Here is a 19649-nt window from a genome sequence, read left to right on the forward strand (position 1 = left end):
GGCTTCGCGAGCCCGATATCAAGAGACCCCCACGATGTTCGCCAAATTCTCGATCCGCGCCAAGATTATTGCCGTGGTTGCGTTCCTGCTTGTCGCGATGACGGGCATGGGCCTGCTCGCGGTCGTGAATTTACGGTCGATCAACGCCAACACTGTCGACATCACGACGAGCTGGCTGCCGAGCGTGCGTGCGCTCGGCGATCTGCGCGCCGGCGTCATCACCTATCGCAACGTGATCCGCGAGCACATGCTGTCCGAGACGCTAGAGGACAAGCTCGCGCAGGAGAAGACCCTGACCTCGGTGGTCGACGCCAACCTCAAGGTCCGCGCGATCTACGAGCCGCTGATCGCGACCCCCGCGGAGCGCGCGCTCTACGATCAATGGGTCGATGCCTGGACCCGTTACAAGAAGGGAACCGAGGAGGTGATGGCGCTGTCGCGCAGGGATGTCGGCAAGGCCCCGCACGATGCGCATGAGCTGAACGCCAAGACCGTCAACAAGATCGGCCTCGAGGCCGACGAGATCCTGCGCAAGGACATCGAGCTCAACAATGCCGGCGCCGACAAGGCGGCGCAGGAGGCGGCAAACAGCTACGCGTCGGCCGTCATGCTGCTTGCGATGATCCTTGGCGCCGCCATCATCGTCGGCGTCGGCGTCAGCTTCCTGATGATCCGCGACGTCTCGGCCGGCATCGCCTCGATCGTGAGCCCGATGCAGGCGCTGGGCCGCGGCGACCTGACCGCAAACGTCCCGCATCAGGGCGAGAAGACCGAGATCGGCGCGATGGCCGATACGCTGCAGGTGTTCAAGGAAGCCCTGGTCGCCAAGAAGGCGGCCGATGAAGCCGCGGCTGCCGACGCCGAAGCCAAGATCGAGCGCGGCCGCCGGGTCGACACCATCACCCGCAATTTCGAACAGATGATCGGCGAGATCGTGCAGACCGTGTCGTCGGCCTCGACCCAGCTCGAAGCCTCCGCCGGCACGCTGTCGTCGACCGCCCGGCGTTCGCAGGAGCTGACCACCTCGGTTGCCGCGGCGTCCGAGGAGGCCTCGACCAATGTCCAGTCGGTGGCGTCGGCGACCGAGGAGCTGTCGTCGTCGGTGACCGAGATCAGCCGCCAGGTGCAGGAGTCGGCACGGATGGCCGGCGATGCCGTCGGCCAGGCGCGCACCACCAACGATCGCGTCAGCGAGCTGTCGAAGGCCGCCGCGCGGATCGGCGACGTCGTCGAGCTGATCAACACCATTGCCGGCCAAACCAATTTGCTGGCGCTGAACGCCACCATCGAGGCGGCACGCGCCGGCGACGCCGGCCGCGGCTTCGCCGTGGTGGCGTCCGAGGTGAAGGCGCTGGCCGAGCAGACCGCCAAGGCGACCGGCGAGATCGGCCAGCAGATCGCCGGCATCCAGACCGCGACCCAGGAGTCGGTCGGCGCGATCAAGGAAATCTCCTCGACCATCGAACGGCTGTCGGAAATCTCGTCCACCATTGCGGCCGCGGTCGAAGAGCAGGGCGCGGCGACGCAGGAAATCTCCCGCAACGTGCAACAGGCGGCGCAGGGCACCCAGCAGGTCTCGGCCAACATCACCGACGTCCAGCATGGCGCCAACGAGACCGGCTCGGCGTCGAGCCAGGTGCTGTCGGCGGCCCAATCGCTCTCGGGCGACAGCAGCCGCCTCAAGCTCGAGGTCAGCAAGTTCCTCGACGCCGTCCGCGCCGCCTGATCCGGCGGCGCCGCTCGGGCGGCCGCTATCCTTCGCCTAACCGATGCCGACGTGGTGGGCTGACCCGGCCCACCACGTTTTACATTTTCGCAGAGCAGCGATGCGTTAACCTCGCGTCGGCCGAAATAGCATCCTCGGCCGGCTCGCATTCGCAGCAGAGCCGTCTCTTTTTGACGATGATCCGCACGCGATCGGCGGCACTGCGCCCGGCATGGTCGCTCGGAGCGCGCAGCCTCACGCACTATGCCGAGGAAGTGAAAGCCGCCGCGGCTCCGCGGGTTGGCGTTTTGCCCGGCATCGGGTAAATCGGCCGCTACGGAACGGCTTTTGCAATGTCGATTCCTCTGCCTGGGCGGGCTTCATTTCGGGAACGCTTGTTTTATGATCGCACTGGTCCGTATCGCGCTGAGCCGGCCATATACTTTCGTCGTGCTCGCGATCCTGCTGTTGATTATCGGACCGCTGGCGGCGTTGCGCACGCCGACCGACATCTTCCCAGACATCCGCATCCCCGTGATCGGCGTGGTCTGGCAGTACACCGGCCTGCCGCCGGACCAGATGTCCGGCCGCATCACCACGCCGTTCCAGCGCGCGCTGACCACGACCGTCAACGACATCGAGCACATCGTCGCCAATTCCTATAACGGCGTCGGCATCATCAAGATCTTCTTCCAGCCCAACGTCGACATCCGCACCGCCAATGCGCAGGTCACCGCGATCTCGCAAACCCTGCTCAAGCAGATGCCGCCGGGCGCAACGCCGCCGCTGATCCTGAACTACAGCGCCTCGACGGTTCCGATCATCCAGGTCGCGCTGTCGGGCGAGGGACTGACCGAGCAGAACCTCGCCGATATCGGCATCAACCAGCTGCGCACGCCGCTGGTCACGGTGCCTGGTGCGGCGATCCCGTATCCGTTCGGCGGCAAGCAGCGCCAGGTCCAGATCGATCTCAATTCGACCGCGCTGCAGGCGCGCGGCCTGTCGGGGCAGGACGTCGCCAACGCGCTCGCCGCGCAGAACCTGATCACGCCGGTCGGCACGCAGAAGATCGGCAATTTCGAATACACCATCAACCTCAACAACTCGCCGCTGCGGCTCGAGGAGCTCGGCGACCTGCCGATCAAGCAGGTCAACGGCGCGATGGTCTATGTGCGTGACGTCGCCTCGGTCCGCGACGGCAACCCGCCGCAAACCAACATCGTCCATGTCGACGGCAACCGCTCGGTCTTGATGATGGTGCTGAAGGCCGGCGCCACCTCGACGCTCGATATCATCTCCGGCATCAAGCAGAAGGTGATCGAGGTCAAGGACCAGATGCCGGATGCGCTCAAGATCGGCTTCATCGGCGACCAGTCGGTGTTCGTCCGCGGCGCGATCACCGGCGTCGCCTTCGAGGGCGTGATCGCCGCGCTGCTCACCAGCATCATGATCCTCTTGTTCCTCGGCAGCTGGCGCTCGACCGTCATCATCGCGGTGTCGATCCCGCTGTCGGTGCTCGGCGCCATCATCATGCTGTCCCTGATCGGCGAGACGCTGAACATCATGACGCTCGGCGGCCTCGCGCTCGCGGTCGGCATCCTGGTCGACGACGCCACGGTGACGATCGAGAACATCAATTATCACCTTGAGCAGGGCAAACCGGTCGAGCAGTCGATCCTCGACGGCGCCAACCAGATCGTGACGCCGGCCTTCGTCTCGCTGCTCTGTATCTGCATCGTGTTCGTGCCGATGTTCTTCCTCACCGGCGTGGCGCGCTTCCTGTTCGTGCCGATGGCCGAAGCGGTGATGTTCGCGATGATCTGGTCGTTCATCCTGTCGCGCACCCTGGTGCCGACCATGGCGAACTATCTGCTGCAGGCGCATGTGCATCACGATGGCGCGCCGCCGAAGTCGCGCAATCCCCTGGTCTGGTTCCAGCGCGGTTTCGAGGCGCGGTTCGAGCGCATCCGCGCCGGCTATCGCGGCCTGCTCGCGATGGCGCTCGGTCATCGCACGGTGTTCGTGAGCTGCTTTCTCGCAGTCGTCGCCGCGTCGTTCCTGCTGGTGCCGTTCCTCGGGCGCAACTTCTTCCCGTCGGTCGATGCCGGCAACATCCTGATGCATGTCCGCACCCAGGTCGGCACCCGCGTCGAGGAGACCGCCAACCAGCTCGCCGACATCCAGAAGGCGATCCGCAAGCTGGTGCCCGGCGAGATCGAGACCATGACCGACAACATCGGCATGCCGATCTCCGGCATCAACATGACCTACAACAACACCGGCGTGATCGGTCCGCAGGACGGCGACATCCAGATACGCCTCAAGGAAGGCCACAAGCCGACCGAACAGCATGTCCGCGCACTGCGTGAGCAATTGCCGCGGCTGTTCCCGGGCACCAGCTTCGCGTTCCTGCCGGCCGACATCGTCAGCCAGATCCTGAACTTCGGCGCGCCGGCGCCGATCGACCTGCAGATCCGCGGCGCCAATCTCGAGGCCAACTTCGCCTATGCCAACAAGCTGCTGGCCGGGATCAAGCGCATCCCCGGCATCGCCGATGCACGGATCCAGCAGTCGCCGAACAACCCGACCTTCAACATCGATGTCGACCGCACCCGCGCACAATATGTCGGCCTGACCGAGCGCGACGTCACCAACTCGCTGGTGGTCAACCTCGCCGGCTCCTCGCAGGTGGCGCCGACCTATTATCTCAATCCCGATAACGGCGTGTCGTATTCGATCGTGATGCAGACGCCGCAATACCAGATCGACTCGCTGAGCGCGCTGCAGACCCTGCCGATCACCGCGACCGGCAACACCCAGGCACCGATCCTCGGCGGCATCGCCGACATCAAGCGCGCGACCTCGAGTGCGGTGGTGTCGCAATATGACATCCAGTCGCTGGTGCAGATCTACGCCACGACGCAAGGCCGGGATCTCGGCGGCGTCGCGACCGACGTGCGCAAGCTGATCGCCGACACTGCCAAGGAGGTGCCGAAGGGCTCGTCCGTGGTGCTGCTCGGCCAGGTGCAGACCATGAACTCGGCCTTCACCGGCCTCTTGTTCGGCCTGCTCGGCGCCGTCGTGCTGATCTACTTCCTGATCGTCGTGAACTTCCAGTCCTGGTCGGACCCGTTCGTGATCATCACGGCGCTGCCCGCTGCGCTCGCCGGCATTGTCTGGATGCTGTTCACGACGGAGACCACGCTGTCGGTTCCGGCGCTCACCGGCGCCATCATGTGCATGGGTGTGGCGACGGCCAACAGCGTGCTCGTGATCAGCTTCGCCCGCGAGCGCTATGAGGAACTCGGCGATCCCGTCGCGGCGGCCCTGGAAGCCGGCTTCGTCCGGTTCCGCCCGGTGCTGATGACCGCGCTTGCCATGATCATCGGCATGGCGCCGATGGCGCTGGGGCTGGGCGAGGGCGGCGAGCAGAACGCGCCGTTGGGCCGGGCCGTGATCGGCGGCCTGATCTTCGCCACCTTCGCGACGCTGATGTTTGTTCCCGTGGTATTCAGTATGGTACACAAGAAGCAAGGCGCCAAAGCCGCCGCCTCATCGGAGATTCCGCATGCCGCCCACTGAAAAGCGCCCCCCGGTCTCACGCCGGAAGCTGGGCATCTTCGGCGTGGTGGCCCTGGTCGGGGCGGGCCTGATCGTCGGCACCGGGATCCGCGCCCGTGAGGAACAGGACACGCGGCTGAAGGAATGGACCGACGACCAGGCCATTCCGACCGTCGCGGTGGCGCTGCCCAATGCCAAGGCGCTGAGCCCCACGATCGACCTGCCGGGCCGGCTCGAGGCCTATTCCCGCGCGCCGATCTATGCCCGGGTGTCCGGCTATCTCAAGAACTGGGACGCCGACATCGGCGCCCGCGTCAAGGCCGGCCAGGTGATCGCCGAGATCGAGGCGCCCGACCTCGACCAGCAATTGCTGCAGGCGCGCGCCGATCTCGCCAGCGCCCAGGCCTCGGCCAAGCTCTCCGAGGCCACGTTGAACCGGCGCAAGACGCTGGTGGCCTCGAACTTCGTCTCCGCCCAGGAGATCGACGAGCGCACCGCCGACCTTTCCAACAAGAACGGTGCGGTCAAGGCCGGCCAGGCCAATGTCGAGCGGCTGGAAGCGCTCGCCGGATACAAGAAGATCACGGCGCCGTTCGACGGCGTGGTGACCTCGCGCGACACCGACGTCGGCGCGCTGATCAACGCCGGCGGCAACTCGGGCCCGGCGATGTTCACGATCTCGGACATCACCAAGCTGCGCGTCTATGTCAACGTGCCGCAGAACTACGTCCCGGCGATCAAGATCGGCGCCAAGGCGACGCTGGCGCTGCCGGATTACCCGAACCGCACCTTCCAGGCGACGGTGGAAGCCTCCTCGCAGGCGGTCGATGTCGCCTCCGGCACGACGCGGATGCAACTCGGGCTCGACAACTCCTCCGGCGAATTGATGCCGGGCAGCTATGCCAGCGTGAAGCTCAATCTGCAGCGCGAATCCACGCCGCTCAGCATTCCCGCCAGCGCGCTGATCTTCAACAGCAGTGGCCTGCGGGTCGCAACCGTCGGTCCTGACGACAAGGTGCTGTTCAAGACCGTGAAGATTGGCCGCGACCTCGGCAAGGAGATCGAGATCGCCACCGGCCTCGCGCCCGACGATCGCATCATCACTGCCCCGCCGGACGGCCTCGCCGACGGCGACCATGTCCGCGTCACTGGTGCCGGCGCCAAGGGCAAGCCGACCACGGCATCCGAAAAGCAGGACGTGAAGGGGTAGGGGAGGACAGGTAAGCTCGTTCCTGCCTCTCACCTCAAGCCGCTTGCTCTGCCGTCATCCTGAGGTGCGCGCCCTTCCGCGCCTCGAAGGATGGGATCACGACGGTGTTCGCAGCCCATCCTTCGAGGCTCGCTCCGCTCGCACCTCAGGATGACGGCGGATTTTGCGGCGTGGTAGGAATTGTCAGCCCACCCGCCATTCCAGCATGCCATCGCCGGCGGTGACGATGTCGCCGGTGGTACCGACCGGCGTGCGGTCCATGTCCTGCAGATAGGCCAGCGTCGCCGTGTCGCTCGCCGGGATGCGGCCGAGCGTGCGCCGGCCGTCCTCGGTGCGCAGCATGGTGACGCCATGCTCGACTTCGCCATTGGCGCGATAGATCACGGTGAAGGCCTCGATCTTGCCCTTTCCCGCAGCCTGGGCGGTGAAGTCGGGCACGTTGCGCCTGTTGCGGTCGGCCTCCGCCTGCACGGACGTGTCCTGCTTGAGCGCGACGTTCGGCGCCGCGCGCGACAGCACGAGGCCATGATGCTTGGTGACGAAGCCGCCCTGGCCATAGAGCAGGCCGAGCGTGCCGCCGCTTCGGAGCTTGCGCACCATCGCGCAGGCCGAGTGCGTCATGTAGGTGTTGAGCGGCGCGCCGAAGAACGTCAGACCACCCGTCACGGTCGGCTGCACGTCGGCACCGAGGCCGAGCGTCCGGCGCGCCATCTTGGGTACGCAGGGGAAGCAGCTATAGAGCTCGATCGCGTCGAACTTCTTGCCGTCGCCGCCGACGAGATCCATCACCGCCTTCAGCACCGCGGTCTGCGCGTGGCTTTCGACGAACTGATCGCGGATCAGATAGTCGCGCGGCTCTTCCGCCGAGGCGCCGCCGAGCGGATAGATCAGCTTGTCCTCCGGCACGCCGGCCGCGCGCGCCTTCGCGAGGCTGGTCAGGATCAGCGCGCCGCCCATGTTCACCGTCGGGTTCGCCACCATCAGCTTTGTATACGGCCAGGCGATCATCCGGTTGTCGGGCGTGGCCGTGGTGATCTCGTCGCCGGTGAACGTCTTCTTCAGCCACGAGTTCGGATTGTCGGCCGCGACGCGCGCATAGGTCGACCATAGCTCGCCCGATTCCTTCAGCGCGTCGCGCGGCGTCTGGCCCCAATGCGCCGATGTTGCGGATTCATAGAGCGGATAGACCGTGATCGGCCTGAACACGCCGAGGCTCACGGCCATCGGCTTCTGGAACGCGGCGCCGCGCTTCGGCTCCTCCACGTCGTGCGCGAACGGCGTCCACGGCAGCTCCACGCCGGCACGCTGCGCCTTGGTCGCCGTCGACTGCGCCTCCGCGCCACAGACCGCGGCGACGCTGCATTCGCCGCGCGCAATGCGTTGCGCAGCCTCGTGCAGATAGCGGATCGGACTCTCGCCGCCGACCGGGCCGTAATAGAGATGCGAAGGCTGAATGCCGAGCCGTGCGGCGAGCTGCTTCTCGGGATCGCGGTAGCGCCAGCTCAGGAAGTTGACGACGTCGAGCGACTGCACGTCGGACAGCAGCCTGGCGCCGCTGTCCGCCTCGGCGCGCTTCAGCGCCTCCTCAAGCAGCGTGAGCGGCTCGAGGCCGACGGCGATGTCCTTCGGACGATCGATGATCTCGCCGACGCCGACGATGACGGGAATGCGGTCTTCGGGGATGCTGTTCGACATTCTTGTTGGTTCACTCTGCGGTCTTGGACTCGATGGTTGTTATTGGCGTCATTGCGAGCGAAGCGAAGCAATCCATGTTCCGACACGGGGAAAGGTGGATTGCTTCGTCGCTTCGCTCCTCGCAATGACGGCGGGGAGGGATCGTCACTCCGCCACCAGCGCGTTCATGTGCTCGACGGCCTCGACGAACTCTTCCTTGAACTCCTGCACCACGGCGCCGGCCGACTTGACGCTGTCGACCAAGCCGACGCCCTGGCCGACGAAATAGCTGACGAGGTCGCGGGCCTTCTCGTTACCACCGGCGGCGGCGCGGTCGATGGCGTTGAAGGCGTCGCGGCTGATGATGCTTTGCAGCGGCATCGGCAGCGCGCCGGGGCTCTCCGGCGAGCGGTCCCAGGCGTCGGTCCAGACCGAGCGGAGCTGCCGCGCCGGCTTGCCGGTGCGGCCCTTGGAGCGCACCGCGTCGCGCGAGGAGGCCGCGATCATCTTCTCGCGGAAGATCTCCGAGGTCTCCGATTCCACCGTGGCCAGCCACACCGAGCCGGTCCAGGCGCCGGCCGCGCCCATCGCCATGCAGGCCGCCATCTGGCTGCCGGTCATGATGCCGCCGGCGGCGAGCACCGGCACGTCGCGGATCTTTTTGACCGCCTTGATCACCTCCGGCACCAGCACCATGGTCGAGACCTCGCCGCAATGGCCGCCGGCTTCGGTGCCCTGCGCGACCAGGATATCGACACCGGCCGCGACCTGGCGCAGCGCGTGCTCCTTGGAGCCGACCAACGCCGCCACCGGCACGCCGTGCTTGCGCCCCATCTCGATCATCGCCTTCGGCGGCACGCCGAGCGCATTCGCGATCAGCCGGATCGGATGCCGGAACGAGACTTCGAGCAGTTGCAGCGCGGTCTCGGCGTCGAACGGCTGCGGCTGGTTGTCGGCGACGTTGCGGCCGGTCAGCTCGATGTCGTATTTCTTCAAGAGATTGCGGGTGAAGTCGCGATGCTCCTGCGAGACCCGCGCCTCGAGGCTTTTCCAGGTGACGTTCTTCTCGCCGGCGGTCGAGATGTTTTCCGGGATCAGCACGTCGATGCCATAGGGCTTGCCGTCGACATGCGCGTCGATCCACTTCAACTCCTGCTCCAGCGTCTCCGGCGAATGCGCGGTCGCGCCGAGCACGCCGAAGCCGCCGGCGCGGCTGACCGCCGCCACCACGTCGCGGCAATGGCTGAAAGCGAGCAGGGGGAAGTCTATCCCCAGCATATCGCAGATCGGTGATTTCATGGACTGGTTCTCTCCCGGCGGCTGCTTCTTGTGCTTGTTGGCGTCAGCCGCTGCAACGCTAGCGCATCACGGTCCGCGAAGCCAAGCGGGTTTCGGCCACGGCGATCTTGCGTGCAGGCGCTGCTCCGGCTGCATCCCTCGCAGCGCATTCCGCTGGATAGAAAATGCGATCCGCGGGGTGGGCAAAGCGCAGCCCGCGCACCATCTAGTGCGGACATGGGGATGGGCACGGCGCCGCCGCGCCACCTGGCAAGAACATGAATCGGGAGCCAACGACGTGAATGACATTCCTGCCTACGAGCCGCCGAAAGTCTGGACCTGGAACAAGGAGAGCGGTGGGCGCTTCGCCAGCATCAACCGGCCAATTGCCGGTCCCACCCACGACAAGGAACTGCCGGTCGGCCGCCATCCGCTGCAACTCTACTCGCTGGCGACGCCGAACGGCGTCAAGGTCACCGTGATGCTGGAAGAGCTCCTGGCGGCGGGTCACAAGGGCGCGGAATACGACGCCTGGCTGATCAAGATCGACGGCAACCAGTTCGGCAGCGGCTTCGTCGCGGTCAATCCGAACTCGAAGATCCCGGCGCTGATGGACCGCAGCGGGAAGGAGCCGATCCGAGTGTTCGAGTCGGGCTCGATCCTGGTGTACCTCGCGGAAAAGTTCGGCGCGTTCCTGCCGACCGACGTCAAGACCCGTGCCGAAACCTTCTCATGGCTGTTCTGGCAGATGGGCGCCGCGCCCTATCTCGGCGGCGGCTTCGGGCATTTCTACGCCTATGCGCCGACCAAGATCGAATACGCCATCGACCGCTTCGCGATGGAAGTGAAGCGCCAGCTCGACGTGCTCGACCGACGGCTCGCCGACAACGAGTATCTCGCGGGCGATGTCTACACCATCGCCGACATGGCGGTGTGGCCCTGGTACGGCAGTCTCGCCAAGGGTCTGCTTTACGGCGGCGGCGAATTCCTCTCGGTGCAGGACTACAAGAACGTGCAGCGCTGGACCGATGCGATCGCGGCACGGCCGGCGGTGAAGCGCGGCCGCATGGTCAACCGCACCTGGGGCGAGCCGTCGAGCCAGCTCCATGAGCGCCACGACGCCAGCGATTTCGAAACGAAGACGCAGGACAAGATCGGCGAGCCGGTGGCGTCGTGACGAAACGCGTCATGGCCGGGACAAGCCCGGCCATGACGAAATGACAGCTTTGCCAACCCGCCCTGCGATCACCCCAACAGATCGTCATACTCCGGATGCTTCTTCATGAAGCCCTGGATGAATTCGCATTTCACGACGAGCTTGATGCCCTGCGCTCGGACGGCGTCGAGCGTGGCGCGTGCGAGCTTGGAGCCGATGCCGCGGCCGCCGAGCTCCGCCGGCACCTCGGTGTGAACCAGCGTGATCCTGTCTGGCGTCTTGCGGTAGACCACGAAAGCGGTTGAGCCGTCGACGGCGAGCTCGAACCGGCTCTGCGCTTCGTTGTCGCGGAATGTTTCGCTCATTGTCTGATCCTCTATTTCTTTGTGCCCTCGGCCGCGGGAAACACCACGCGGTCGTCGGTGCGGCAGTAGCGGTCGGCGAACATGCGGCCGATCGGGTGGTAGCGCTCCATGTGGACGCGCATCGCCTCGCGGTCCCACAATTCGTCGCGAATGTGGAAATGGATGCCTTCGCCCATGATCAGCTGGCGGTCGCCATTGACGTCGATCAGCTTCCAGGTCTTGCACTCCATCGCGAACGGCGCCTGGGCGAGGCGAGGGACTGCGATCTTGCTTGAGGGCGCGAGCTTGAGGCCGAGATAATCGGGCTCGCCGATCTCGGGCGGGAAGTCGCCGGAGGTCTCATGCATCGCGCGCGCCAGCGGCTCGTCGGTCAGGTTGACCACGAATTCGCCGAGACGCTGGATGTTGACCAGGGTGTCCTTCTCGCGGCCGTCGGGCCGGCGATTGACCGCAAACATGCAGAGCGGCGGATCCTCGCAGAACACATTGAAGAACGAGAACGGCGCCGCATTGACCACGCCGTCCGCGCTCGTGCTCGTCACCCAGGCGATCGGCCGCGGCAGCACGAAGGAGGTCAGCACCTTGTAGCGTTCGCGCTGGGTGAGGTCGCTTGGGGAATATTCCATGGGATGTCCGGAAGTTCGTAGGGCGGGTTAGCGAAGGGTAACCCGCCGCGAGCGGACCGCAAAGCAAAAGGCGGGTTACGCTCGCGCGAACCCGCCTTGCAGACTTGCTTGTTTGTTTTTGTTCCTTGGAGCGCTCTTCCCTTACCTCGCCCCGCCTGCGGGGAGAGGTCGGATCGCATCGTCAGATGCGATCCGGGTGAGGGGGATTCTCCGCGAGACTATCTCTCACCGTGCTTGCGGAGGCAGCCCCTCATCCCGGCCTTCTCCCCACAAGAGCGGGGAGAAGGAGAAGAAGCGACTACGGCATGCTCAGTTCGTGGCGGCCGACCACCATCCAGTGCACCTCGTCCGGACCGTCGGCGAAGCGGAGATGGCGGACGTCCTGGTACATTTCGCCGAGCGGCGACCACTGCGAGATGCCGGTGGCGCCGTGCATCTGGATCGCCTGGTCGATCACCTTGCAGGCGCGTTCGGGCACCATGGCCTTGACCATCGAAACCCAGACCCGGGCTTCCTTGTTGCCGAGTACGTCCATCGCCTTGGCCGCCTTCAGCACCATCAGCCGCATCGCCTCGATCTCGCAACGCGCCTGGGCGATGATCTGCATGTTGCCGCCGAGATGGGCGATCTTCTTGCCGAAGGCCTCGCGGGTCAGGCCGCGCTGCACCATCATGTCGAGCGCCTTCTCGGCCTTGCCGATGGTGCGCATGCAGTGATGGATGCGGCCCGGTCCGAGGCGGACCTGCGAGATCTCGAAGCCGCGGCCTTCGCCGAGCAGCATGTTTTCCTTCGGCACCTTGCAATTGTTGAAGCGCAGATGCATGTGGCCGCGCGGCGCGTGGTCGTGGCCGAACACATGCATGGGCCCGAGGATCTCGACGCCGGGGGTGTCGATCGGCACCAGGATCTGCGACTGCTGCTTGCTCGGCGCGGCATCGGGATTGGTCTTCACCATCACAATCATGATCTTGCAGCGCGGATCGCCGGCGCCGGAGATGTAATACTTCTCGCCGTTGATCACCCACTCGTCGCCGACGAGCTTTGCGGTGGTCGAGATGTTCTTGGCGTCGGAGGAGGCGACGTTCGGCTCGGTCATCGCATAGGCCGAGCGGATCTCGCCATTGAGCAGCGGCTTCAGCCACTTCTCCTTCTGCGCCTTGGTGCCGACGCGCTCCAGCACCTCCATGTTGCCGGTGTCGGGCGCCGAGCAGTTCATGGTCTCGGAGGCCAGCGGGCTCTTCCCGAGCTCGGCGGCGATGTAGGCGTAGTCGAGGTTGTTGAGGCCTTCGCCGGTTTCTGCATCGGGCAGGAAGAAGTTCCAGAGGCCGACTTCCTTGGCCTTGTCCTTGGCCTTCTGCAGGATCGCGAGCTGCTCGTCCGTGAAGCTCCAGCGGTTGGTCTTCTTCTCGCCGGCGCGATAGAACTCGACCGACATCGGGTCGACCGTGTCGCGGATGAACTGCTTCACATGGTCGTAGAGCGGGCGGACCTTGTCCGACATGCGCAGGTCATTGAGCTCGTCGCCCGGACTGAGCGTGTAGTTCGTGGTGCGCGGCACATAGGCATGTTTCACTGTCTTTTCTCCCTCGCGAAGGCGCGTTTCGCGGCGGACAATAGACGCGTGCGACGCCAAGCGCGAGTACCGATTTTCCGATCACCTCTACCGCATCGCGGAATTTAGCGACGGCGTTTCAAACGTTGTTTGAACGCCGCCGCGTGCAGCGTGAAAGATTCCGGCGGACGCCGGTTAGCTCATCCGGTGCATCGCGCAGATCTTGTTGCCGTCGAGGTCGCGCAGATAGGCGAGATAGAGCTTCACGCCAGAACCTTCCCGTACGCCCGGCGGGTCCTCGCAAGGCTTGCCGCCATTGGCGACGCCGGCCGCGTGCCAGGCATGGACCTGCTCCGGCGAAGAGCAGGCAAAGCCGATCGTGCCGCCATTGGCATGCGTCGCCGGTTCGCCGTTGATCGGCTTGGACACCATGAAAATGCCGGCCTTGGTGAGGTACATGATGCGGTGACCGTCAACCCGGGCCGGCCGGACATCGAGCGTGCCGAGCAGCGCATCATAGAACGCCTTGGCCTTGTCCAGATCGTTGGTGCCAACCATCACGTGTGAAAACATCTGAAATATCCTCCCTGCTTGTTAAAAGCCGCCTCATTGCGTCCCTTGCGGCTCAAACGCTAGCAGCAGTTTTGCCGCGACGGAAGCGACGCTGCGTCGCGCGTTGTTCTATCCGTCGCTCTCCGGCCGTCATTCCACGCCGCGCAACTGCGCCGCGAGGGTGCGGATGTATGACTCAACCGCGCGCCACATATTCAGCGTCGTCCCGTTGAAGGCCGGGACCCATAACTACCGATGTCATTTGTGGTGCGATGCTGGTACGACGAGTCCCGTTCACAACATCCGCCGCGGCGTATGGGTCCCGGCCTTCGCCAGGACGACGGCGTTGATGCGGCAAGAGCCGGGCTAGAACGCCGTGTACCCGCCGTCGATCACAAAACAATCCGCCGTATGATAGGACGACGCCTTGCTCATGATGTAGACGGCGATGCCGCCGAAATCGCTCGGCTCGCCGAAGCGGCGCAGGGGGATGCGCGGCATCACATTGGCGACGAACTTGTCGTTGGCCATGATGCCGGCGGTCATGTCGCTCTTGATCCAGCCGGGCAGGATCGCGTTCGCCGTGACGCCGTGGCGCGCGAGCTCGACGCCGAGTGCGCGGCACAGCGCGTTCAGCGCCGCCTTGGTGCCGGCATAGTGCTCGTTGCGCGCGGTGCCGAACAGCGAGGCGAGGCTCGAGGTCGCGACCAGCCGGCCGAACTTGTCGCCGGCCTCGGCGCGGTCGGTCATGTGGCGTGCCGCAGCCTGGAATACGTGAAATACGCCGTCGAGATTGGTCGCGAACATCTTGCGCCATTCCTCCTCGGTGCGGTCGATGAAGGCTCTACGTCCGCCGCCGCCGATGCCGGCGTTGGCGAAGCAGCCGTCGACGCGGCCGAAGGTGTCCAGGGTTGCCTTCATCGCGGTCTTGACCGAGCCGGGATCGCTGACGTCGCAGAATTGCGTCGCGACCTTGCCGGGGCCGGCCTTCATCGAGGCCGCGGCGTTGGCGTTTTTTTCCGCGTTGCGGCCCCAGATCGAGACGTTGCAGCCGGCGGCGTTCAGCGCCTGCGCGATGCCGAGGCCGATGCCGCCGTTGCCGCCGGTGATGACAGCGACGCGGCCGGTGAGATCGAAGATGCCACTCATTGGGGTTTCCATTTGGTTTGGTGCGCGCTAATCACGCGTTCACGGATGGGCTTGCCGCCGACCATGGACAAGCCCGGCACAAAAATCAAATATGGGTCGAAGCATCGACCTACCGCGGTACCCACCGCCGAAACAACGTGAAGAGGAAACCATGCAGTTCAAGCACGTCACGCTCGACTTCGACGGATCAGTCGCGATCCTCAAGCTCGACCACCAGGAAGTCATGAACGCGGTCTCGATCGACATGCTGGGCGGGCTTGCCGAGGCACTCGATGCGATCGACGACAAGCGCGACGAGGTGCGCTGCCTGGTGATCACGGGCGCGGGCCGTGCTTTCTGCACCGGCGCCAACCTGCAGGGCCGCAACCAGCAGAAGCCCGGCAAGAGCAATGCCGGCGCGGCGCTGGAAACCGCGTTCCATCCGTTCCTGCGTCGGTTGCGTAAGCTGCACTGTCCGATCGTGACGGCGGTGAACGGTCCGGCCGCCGGCGCCGGCATGAGCTTCGCGCTGATGGGCGACCTCATCCTGTGCGCGCGCTCGTCGTATTTCCTGCAGGCGTTCCGCCGCATCGGCCTGGTGCCGGATTGCGGCTCGACCTGGCTGTTGCCGCGGCTGATCGGCAAGGCGCGCTCGGTCGAGCTGTCGCTGCTCGGCGAGCGGCTGCCGGCCGAGAAGGCGCTGGAGTGGGGTCTCGTCAACCGCGTCTATGACGACGCCGCGCTGATGGAAGAAACCATGAAGCTCGCGCACGATCTCGCCAACGGCCCGACGGTGGCGTTGTCGCTGATCCGCAAGCTCTATTGGGACAGCCCGGAAAATACCCTCGAGGATCAGCTCAATCTGGAATTCGAGTCGCAGCGCCTTGCCGGTAGCGCCGAGGATTTCAAGGAAGGTGTCACCGCATTCCTCGAGAAGCGGCCGGCGAAGTTCAAGGGCAAATGATCGAGACCGAACTCACCCGCTGCGTCGCCTCGTTTCATCCGGGCGCGACCGGCGTCACCGGCGCCGCAAAGCTCTCCGGCGGCGCCAGCCAGGAGACCTGGACGTTCGACATCGTGCATCCGAACGGCACTGTCGGCGCGATCCTGCGCCGCGCGCCGCCGGGCTACGGTGCCGCGCCGGGCCGCGCCGCCGGCCTCGATGCCGAGGCGACGCTGATGCAGCTCGCGCATGACGCCGGCCTGCCGTCGCCGAAGGTGATGCATGTCTTGAGGCCGGAGGACGGCCTTGGCCGCGGCTTCATCATGGCGCGGGTCGAAGGCGAGACCATCGCGCGGAAAATTTTGCGCGACGAGGAATTTGCCGGCGCGCGGCCGATTCTCGCCCGCCAGCTCGGCCGTGTCATCGCCGGCATCCATGGCCTGCCGCAGGCCAAACTGCCGAAGCTGCGCAGCCTGACCGCGACCAGGGAGATCGAGGATCTCTCCCGCGAGTATCACAGCTTCAACTGGCCGCGGCCGGTGTTCGAATTGGCGCTGCGCTGGCTGCGCGATCACGATCCCGGTCCGTCGTCGGAGACGACGCTGGTGCATGGCGATTTCCGCCACGGTAATCTGATCATCGGTCCCGACGGGGTGCGCGCGGTGCTCGACTGGGAGCTCGCGCATACCGGCGATCCGATGGAGGATCTCGGATGGATCTGCGTCAACTCATGGCGCTTCGGCGAGATCGACAAGCCGGTCGGCGGTTTCGGCACGCGCGAAGATTTGTTCGCGGGTTATGAGGAAGCCGGCCGCAGGGCCGACCCCGAGCGCGTGATGTTCTGGGAAGTGATGGGCACGCTGCGCTGGGGCGTGATGTGTTGCGGCATGATGCAGCGCTTCCGAAGCGGCCCGGATCACTCGATGGAGCGCGCGATGATCGGGCGGCGCGCGTCGGAGACCGAGATCGATCTGCTGCGGTTGCTGGCGCCGCGCGCATGATCCCGGAACGTGGAGACCGGTCTTCGGAATCGATCATGCGCAAGAAAGAGAGCAAGTGACATGCAGGACGAACCGACACCCACCGAACTGATCAAGGCCGTCGCCGACTTCCTGCGCAGCGAGATCGCGCCCGCGATCAAGGGGCACAACGGCTTCAAGCTGCGCGTCGGCATCAACGCGCTCGACCTGGTGACGCGGCAGCTCGCGCTCGCCGAGGCCGGCGATGCGACCGAGGCCGCGCGGCTGAAGCAATTGCTGGGCACCGACGGGACGCTGATGGAGCTGAACCGCGTGCTGTCGGAGAAGATCGCAGGTGGCGAGGTCGATCTGAAAACGCCGGGGCTATCGGAGCATCTCTGGCAGACCACGATGGACAAGCTCGCCGTCGACCAGCCGAACTACGCGTCCTACAAGCGGGAGCTCGGAAAGTAGGATGGGTAGAGCGAAGCGAAACCCATCAGGACCACGCGCCAAGCCTCGATGGGTTTCGCTACGCTCTACCCATCCTACGTCGTCATGAGAGGATTGCCGTCATTCCGGGATGGTGCGTCAGCACCAGACCCGGAATGACGAGATTCCGGGTTCGATGCTTCGCATCGCCCCGGAATGACAGAAGGGACGTGCTACCGCCCCAGCCACTTCGGCGGCCGCTTCTCCGAAAACGCCTTCGGGCCCTCGATGTAATCCTGCGAGGCGGCCATCGCCTTCACCGCCGGATAGTCGCGCTGCTCGGCCAGTGCCTGCTCGAGCGAGACTTCGAGACCCTTCTGGATCGCCTGCTTGGAGGCGCGGATCGACATCGGCGAGTTCTTGGTGATCGTCTCGGCCCAGCGCTCGGCCGCTGCCAGCGCCTCGCCCTGCGGCACCACCTCGTTGACGAAGCCGAGTTCGAGGCCTTCCTTGGCGCTGACATGGCGGGCGGTCAGGATCATGCCCATGGCGCGCTTCAGCCCGATCTGGCGCGGCAGCCGGTGCAGGCCGCCGGCCAGCGCAGCGAGGCCGACGCGCGGCTCGGGCAGGGCGAAGGTCGCATTCTCGGAAGCGATGATCAGATCGCAGGCCAATGCGATCTCGAAGCCGCCGCCCATCGCGACGCCGTTGACTGCGGCGATGATCGGCTTGTCGCAGTCGAAGCGGGTGGTCAGGCCGGCGAAGCCGCCCTTGTCCCAGCCGCGCTTGCCTCCGGCAGCCTGCCATTTCAGGTCGTTGCCGGCGCAGAACGCCTTGTCGCCGGCGCCGGTGACGATCGCGACCCACTGCTCGGGATCGGCGGAGAACTCGTCGAACACCTTGTTGAGCTCGAAATGCGCGTCGATATGCAGCGCGTTGTAGACCTCGGGCCGCGACAGCGTCACGATGGTGATGGGACCCCTGCGCGTCACCTTGGAGAATTTCAGATCCATGTTTGCTCCCGTCGATTTTCTGCGGCGAAGAATATTGCTGATATCCTAGCGCCTGCGCGTCGTTCCGTGCCATCCAATTACGCAAGGCGACCGCGCGTGCAAGCCTCGCTCGCCTGCTTGACTTGGCGACAGGCTTCTCACCTTAATCGATCCGAACGCGGATGCGCGACAGCGTCTAGACGCAAAATCAGAATCAACAATATTTCCGGGAGAGACCGCCTTGGATTTCAACTTGCCGGCTGACCTGACAGCCTATCTCGCCGAGCTCGATCGCTTCATCGAACGCGAGATCAAGCCGCTGGAAGAGGCTGACGACAACATCCGCTTCTTCGACCATCGCCGTGAATGGGCGCGCACCGATTTCGACAAGGGCGGCCTGCCGCGCCATGAATGGGAGCTCTTGCTGCGCAAGGCCAAGAACCTGGCCGATGCCGCCGGCCATCTGCGCTTCGCGATCCCGAAGCGCTATGGCGGCAAGGACGGCTCCAACCTGTGGATGGCCGTGATCCGCGAACATTTTGCCTCAAAGGGTCTCGGTTTGCACAACGACCTGCAGAACGAACACTCGATCGTCGGCAATCTGCCGATCGTGACCATGCTCGACCGCTACGGAACCGACGAGCAGAAGGCGATGATCGACGGCTCGATCACCGGCAAGTACCGCATCACGTTCGGTCTGACGGAGCCCGAGCACGGCTCGGACGCCACCCATATGGAAACCAGAGCGGTTCAGGCCACGCGCGACAACGTCAAGGGCTGGATCATCAACGGCGAGAAGATGTGGACGACAGGCATGCATGTCGCCACCCACTGTGCGCTGTTTGCCCGCACCTCGGGCAATGACGGCGACGCGCGCGGCATCAGCTGCTTCCTGGTGCCGGCGAAATCGGCGGGGGTGAAGGTCGAAGAGTATATGTGGACCTTCAACATGCCGACCGACCATCCGCGGGTCAGCTTCACCGATGTGTTCGTGCCGGAGGATGCGCAGTTCGGCGAGGTCGGCCGCGGCCTGTCGCTGGCGCAATGCTTCGTGCACGAGAACCGCATCCGCCAGGCGGCGAGCTCGCTCGGCGCCGCGGTGTACTGCATCAATGAGAGCGTGAAATATGCTCGCGAGCGCAAGCCGTTCGGCAAGGCGCTGGCCGAGAACCAGGCGATCCAGTGGCCGCTGGTCGAGCTCGCGACCCAGGCCGAGATGCTGCGGCTGTTGATCCGCAAGACCGCCTGGGAGATGGATCAACTGACCCAGGCGCAGGTCGAGCACACGCTGTCCGACCGGGTCTCGATGTGCAATTTCTGGGCAAACCGTCTGTGCTGCGAAGCCGCCGACCGCGCGATGCAGGTGCATGGCGGCATGGGCTATTCGCGCCACAAGCCGTTCGAGCACATCTACCGCCATCACCGCCGCTATCGCATCACGGAAGGCAGCGAGGAGATCCAGAAGCGCAAGGTGGCGGGCTTCCTGTTCGGCTACATGGGAGCCGGCAAGCACTAA

General features: G+C 65.2%; 16 protein-coding genes. 8 read left to right on the plus strand and 8 right to left on the minus strand.

Going from position 1 to position 19649, the window contains the following annotated elements:
- The first annotated feature begins 34 nt into the window (after positions 1–34).
- The 3 genes from ACVMDN_RS09330 (at position 35) to ACVMDN_RS09340 (ending at position 6476) form a co-directional block, all read left to right on the plus strand.
- A complete protein-coding gene (locus ACVMDN_RS09330; protein ID WP_057017651.1) occupies positions 35–1726 on the plus strand; it encodes a methyl-accepting chemotaxis protein in 1692 nt (563 codons plus the stop codon).
- A 381-nt stretch (positions 1727–2107) separates the two neighbouring features.
- Positions 2108–5287: an efflux RND transporter permease subunit gene (locus ACVMDN_RS09335; RefSeq protein WP_456835294.1), complete on the plus strand. Its 3180-nt coding sequence runs from the start codon at positions 2108–2110 to the stop codon at positions 5285–5287.
- Positions 5274–6476 (plus strand): efflux RND transporter periplasmic adaptor subunit, encoded by a 1203-nt coding sequence (locus tag ACVMDN_RS09340; RefSeq protein ID WP_057017653.1) that lies wholly within the window; start codon positions 5274–5276, stop codon positions 6474–6476. The genes ACVMDN_RS09335 and ACVMDN_RS09340 overlap by 14 nt, the downstream gene beginning before the upstream one ends.
- Positions 6477–6659: 183 nt before the next feature.
- On the opposite strand, the gene ACVMDN_RS09345 is transcribed toward ACVMDN_RS09340, so the two are convergent.
- Both ACVMDN_RS09345 and ACVMDN_RS09350 read right to left on the minus strand, forming a co-directional pair.
- Positions 6660–8171, minus strand: coding sequence for an acetyl-CoA acetyltransferase (locus ACVMDN_RS09345; protein WP_076827188.1), 1512 nt, complete (start codon positions 8169–8171; stop codon positions 6660–6662).
- Positions 8172–8315: 144 nt separating this feature from the next.
- Complete coding sequence (locus ACVMDN_RS09350) at positions 8316–9449, minus strand: nitronate monooxygenase (protein WP_168857531.1); 1134 nt, start codon at positions 9447–9449, stop codon at positions 8316–8318.
- A gap of 277 nt (positions 9450–9726) precedes the next feature.
- On the opposite strand from ACVMDN_RS09350, the gene yghU reads away from it, so the two are divergent.
- Positions 9727–10605, plus strand: a complete 879-nt coding sequence (gene yghU / locus ACVMDN_RS09355; protein ID WP_076827192.1) for a glutathione-dependent disulfide-bond oxidoreductase — start codon at positions 9727–9729, stop codon at positions 10603–10605.
- Positions 10606–10673: 68 nt separating this feature from the next.
- On the opposite strand, the gene ACVMDN_RS09360 is transcribed toward yghU, so the two are convergent.
- The 5 genes from ACVMDN_RS09360 to ACVMDN_RS09380 all read right to left on the minus strand — a co-directional run bounded on the left by ACVMDN_RS09360 (position 10674) and on the right by ACVMDN_RS09380 (position 14828).
- Positions 10674–10949 carry a GNAT family N-acetyltransferase gene (locus tag ACVMDN_RS09360; RefSeq protein WP_076827194.1) on the minus strand — a complete coding sequence of 92 codons (276 nt, stop codon included), beginning with the start codon at positions 10947–10949 and terminating at the stop codon, positions 10674–10676.
- Between the two features lie 11 nt (positions 10950–10960).
- Positions 10961–11575 carry a flavin reductase family protein gene (locus ACVMDN_RS09365; protein ID WP_057015743.1) on the minus strand — a complete coding sequence of 205 codons (615 nt, stop codon included), beginning with the start codon at positions 11573–11575 and terminating at the stop codon, positions 10961–10963.
- 298 nt (positions 11576–11873) lie between these two features.
- Positions 11874–13148, minus strand: a complete 1275-nt coding sequence (locus ACVMDN_RS09370; protein WP_076827195.1) for an acyl-CoA dehydrogenase family protein — start codon at positions 13146–13148, stop codon at positions 11874–11876.
- 174 nt (positions 13149–13322) lie between these two features.
- Positions 13323–13700 (minus strand): VOC family protein, encoded by a 378-nt coding sequence (locus ACVMDN_RS09375; RefSeq protein WP_057015741.1) that lies wholly within the window; start codon positions 13698–13700, stop codon positions 13323–13325.
- A 345-nt stretch (positions 13701–14045) separates the two neighbouring features.
- A complete protein-coding gene (locus ACVMDN_RS09380) occupies positions 14046–14828 on the minus strand; it encodes an SDR family NAD(P)-dependent oxidoreductase (RefSeq protein WP_016845858.1) in 783 nt (260 codons plus the stop codon).
- Between the two features lie 151 nt (positions 14829–14979).
- Here ACVMDN_RS09380 and ACVMDN_RS09385 point away from each other — a divergent pair, with 151 nt between their 5' ends.
- From ACVMDN_RS09385 to ACVMDN_RS09395, 3 genes are read left to right on the plus strand one after another with little or no spacing between them, the layout of a single operon-like run.
- Positions 14980–15771: an enoyl-CoA hydratase/isomerase gene (locus ACVMDN_RS09385; protein WP_092083353.1), complete on the plus strand. Its 792-nt coding sequence runs from the start codon at positions 14980–14982 to the stop codon at positions 15769–15771.
- Complete coding sequence (locus ACVMDN_RS09390; protein ID WP_076827199.1) at positions 15768–16751, plus strand: phosphotransferase family protein; 984 nt, start codon at positions 15768–15770, stop codon at positions 16749–16751. The genes ACVMDN_RS09385 and ACVMDN_RS09390 overlap by 4 nt, the downstream gene beginning before the upstream one ends.
- Before the next feature lie 60 nt (positions 16752–16811).
- Complete coding sequence (locus tag ACVMDN_RS09395; protein WP_076827200.1) at positions 16812–17183, plus strand: DUF6285 domain-containing protein; 372 nt, start codon at positions 16812–16814, stop codon at positions 17181–17183.
- Positions 17184–17374: 191 nt separating this feature from the next.
- On the opposite strand, the gene ACVMDN_RS09400 is transcribed toward ACVMDN_RS09395, so the two are convergent.
- The gene (locus tag ACVMDN_RS09400) at positions 17375–18154 is read right to left on the minus strand and encodes an enoyl-CoA hydratase-related protein (protein WP_076827202.1); all 780 of its coding nucleotides are present in this window, start codon (positions 18152–18154) and stop codon (positions 17375–17377) included.
- A gap of 220 nt (positions 18155–18374) precedes the next feature.
- Between ACVMDN_RS09400 and ACVMDN_RS09405 the strand changes: the two genes are divergently transcribed.
- Complete coding sequence (locus ACVMDN_RS09405) at positions 18375–19649, plus strand: acyl-CoA dehydrogenase family protein (protein ID WP_076827204.1); 1275 nt, start codon at positions 18375–18377, stop codon at positions 19647–19649.

Source organism: Bradyrhizobium sp. USDA 4510 (assembly GCF_054059095.1).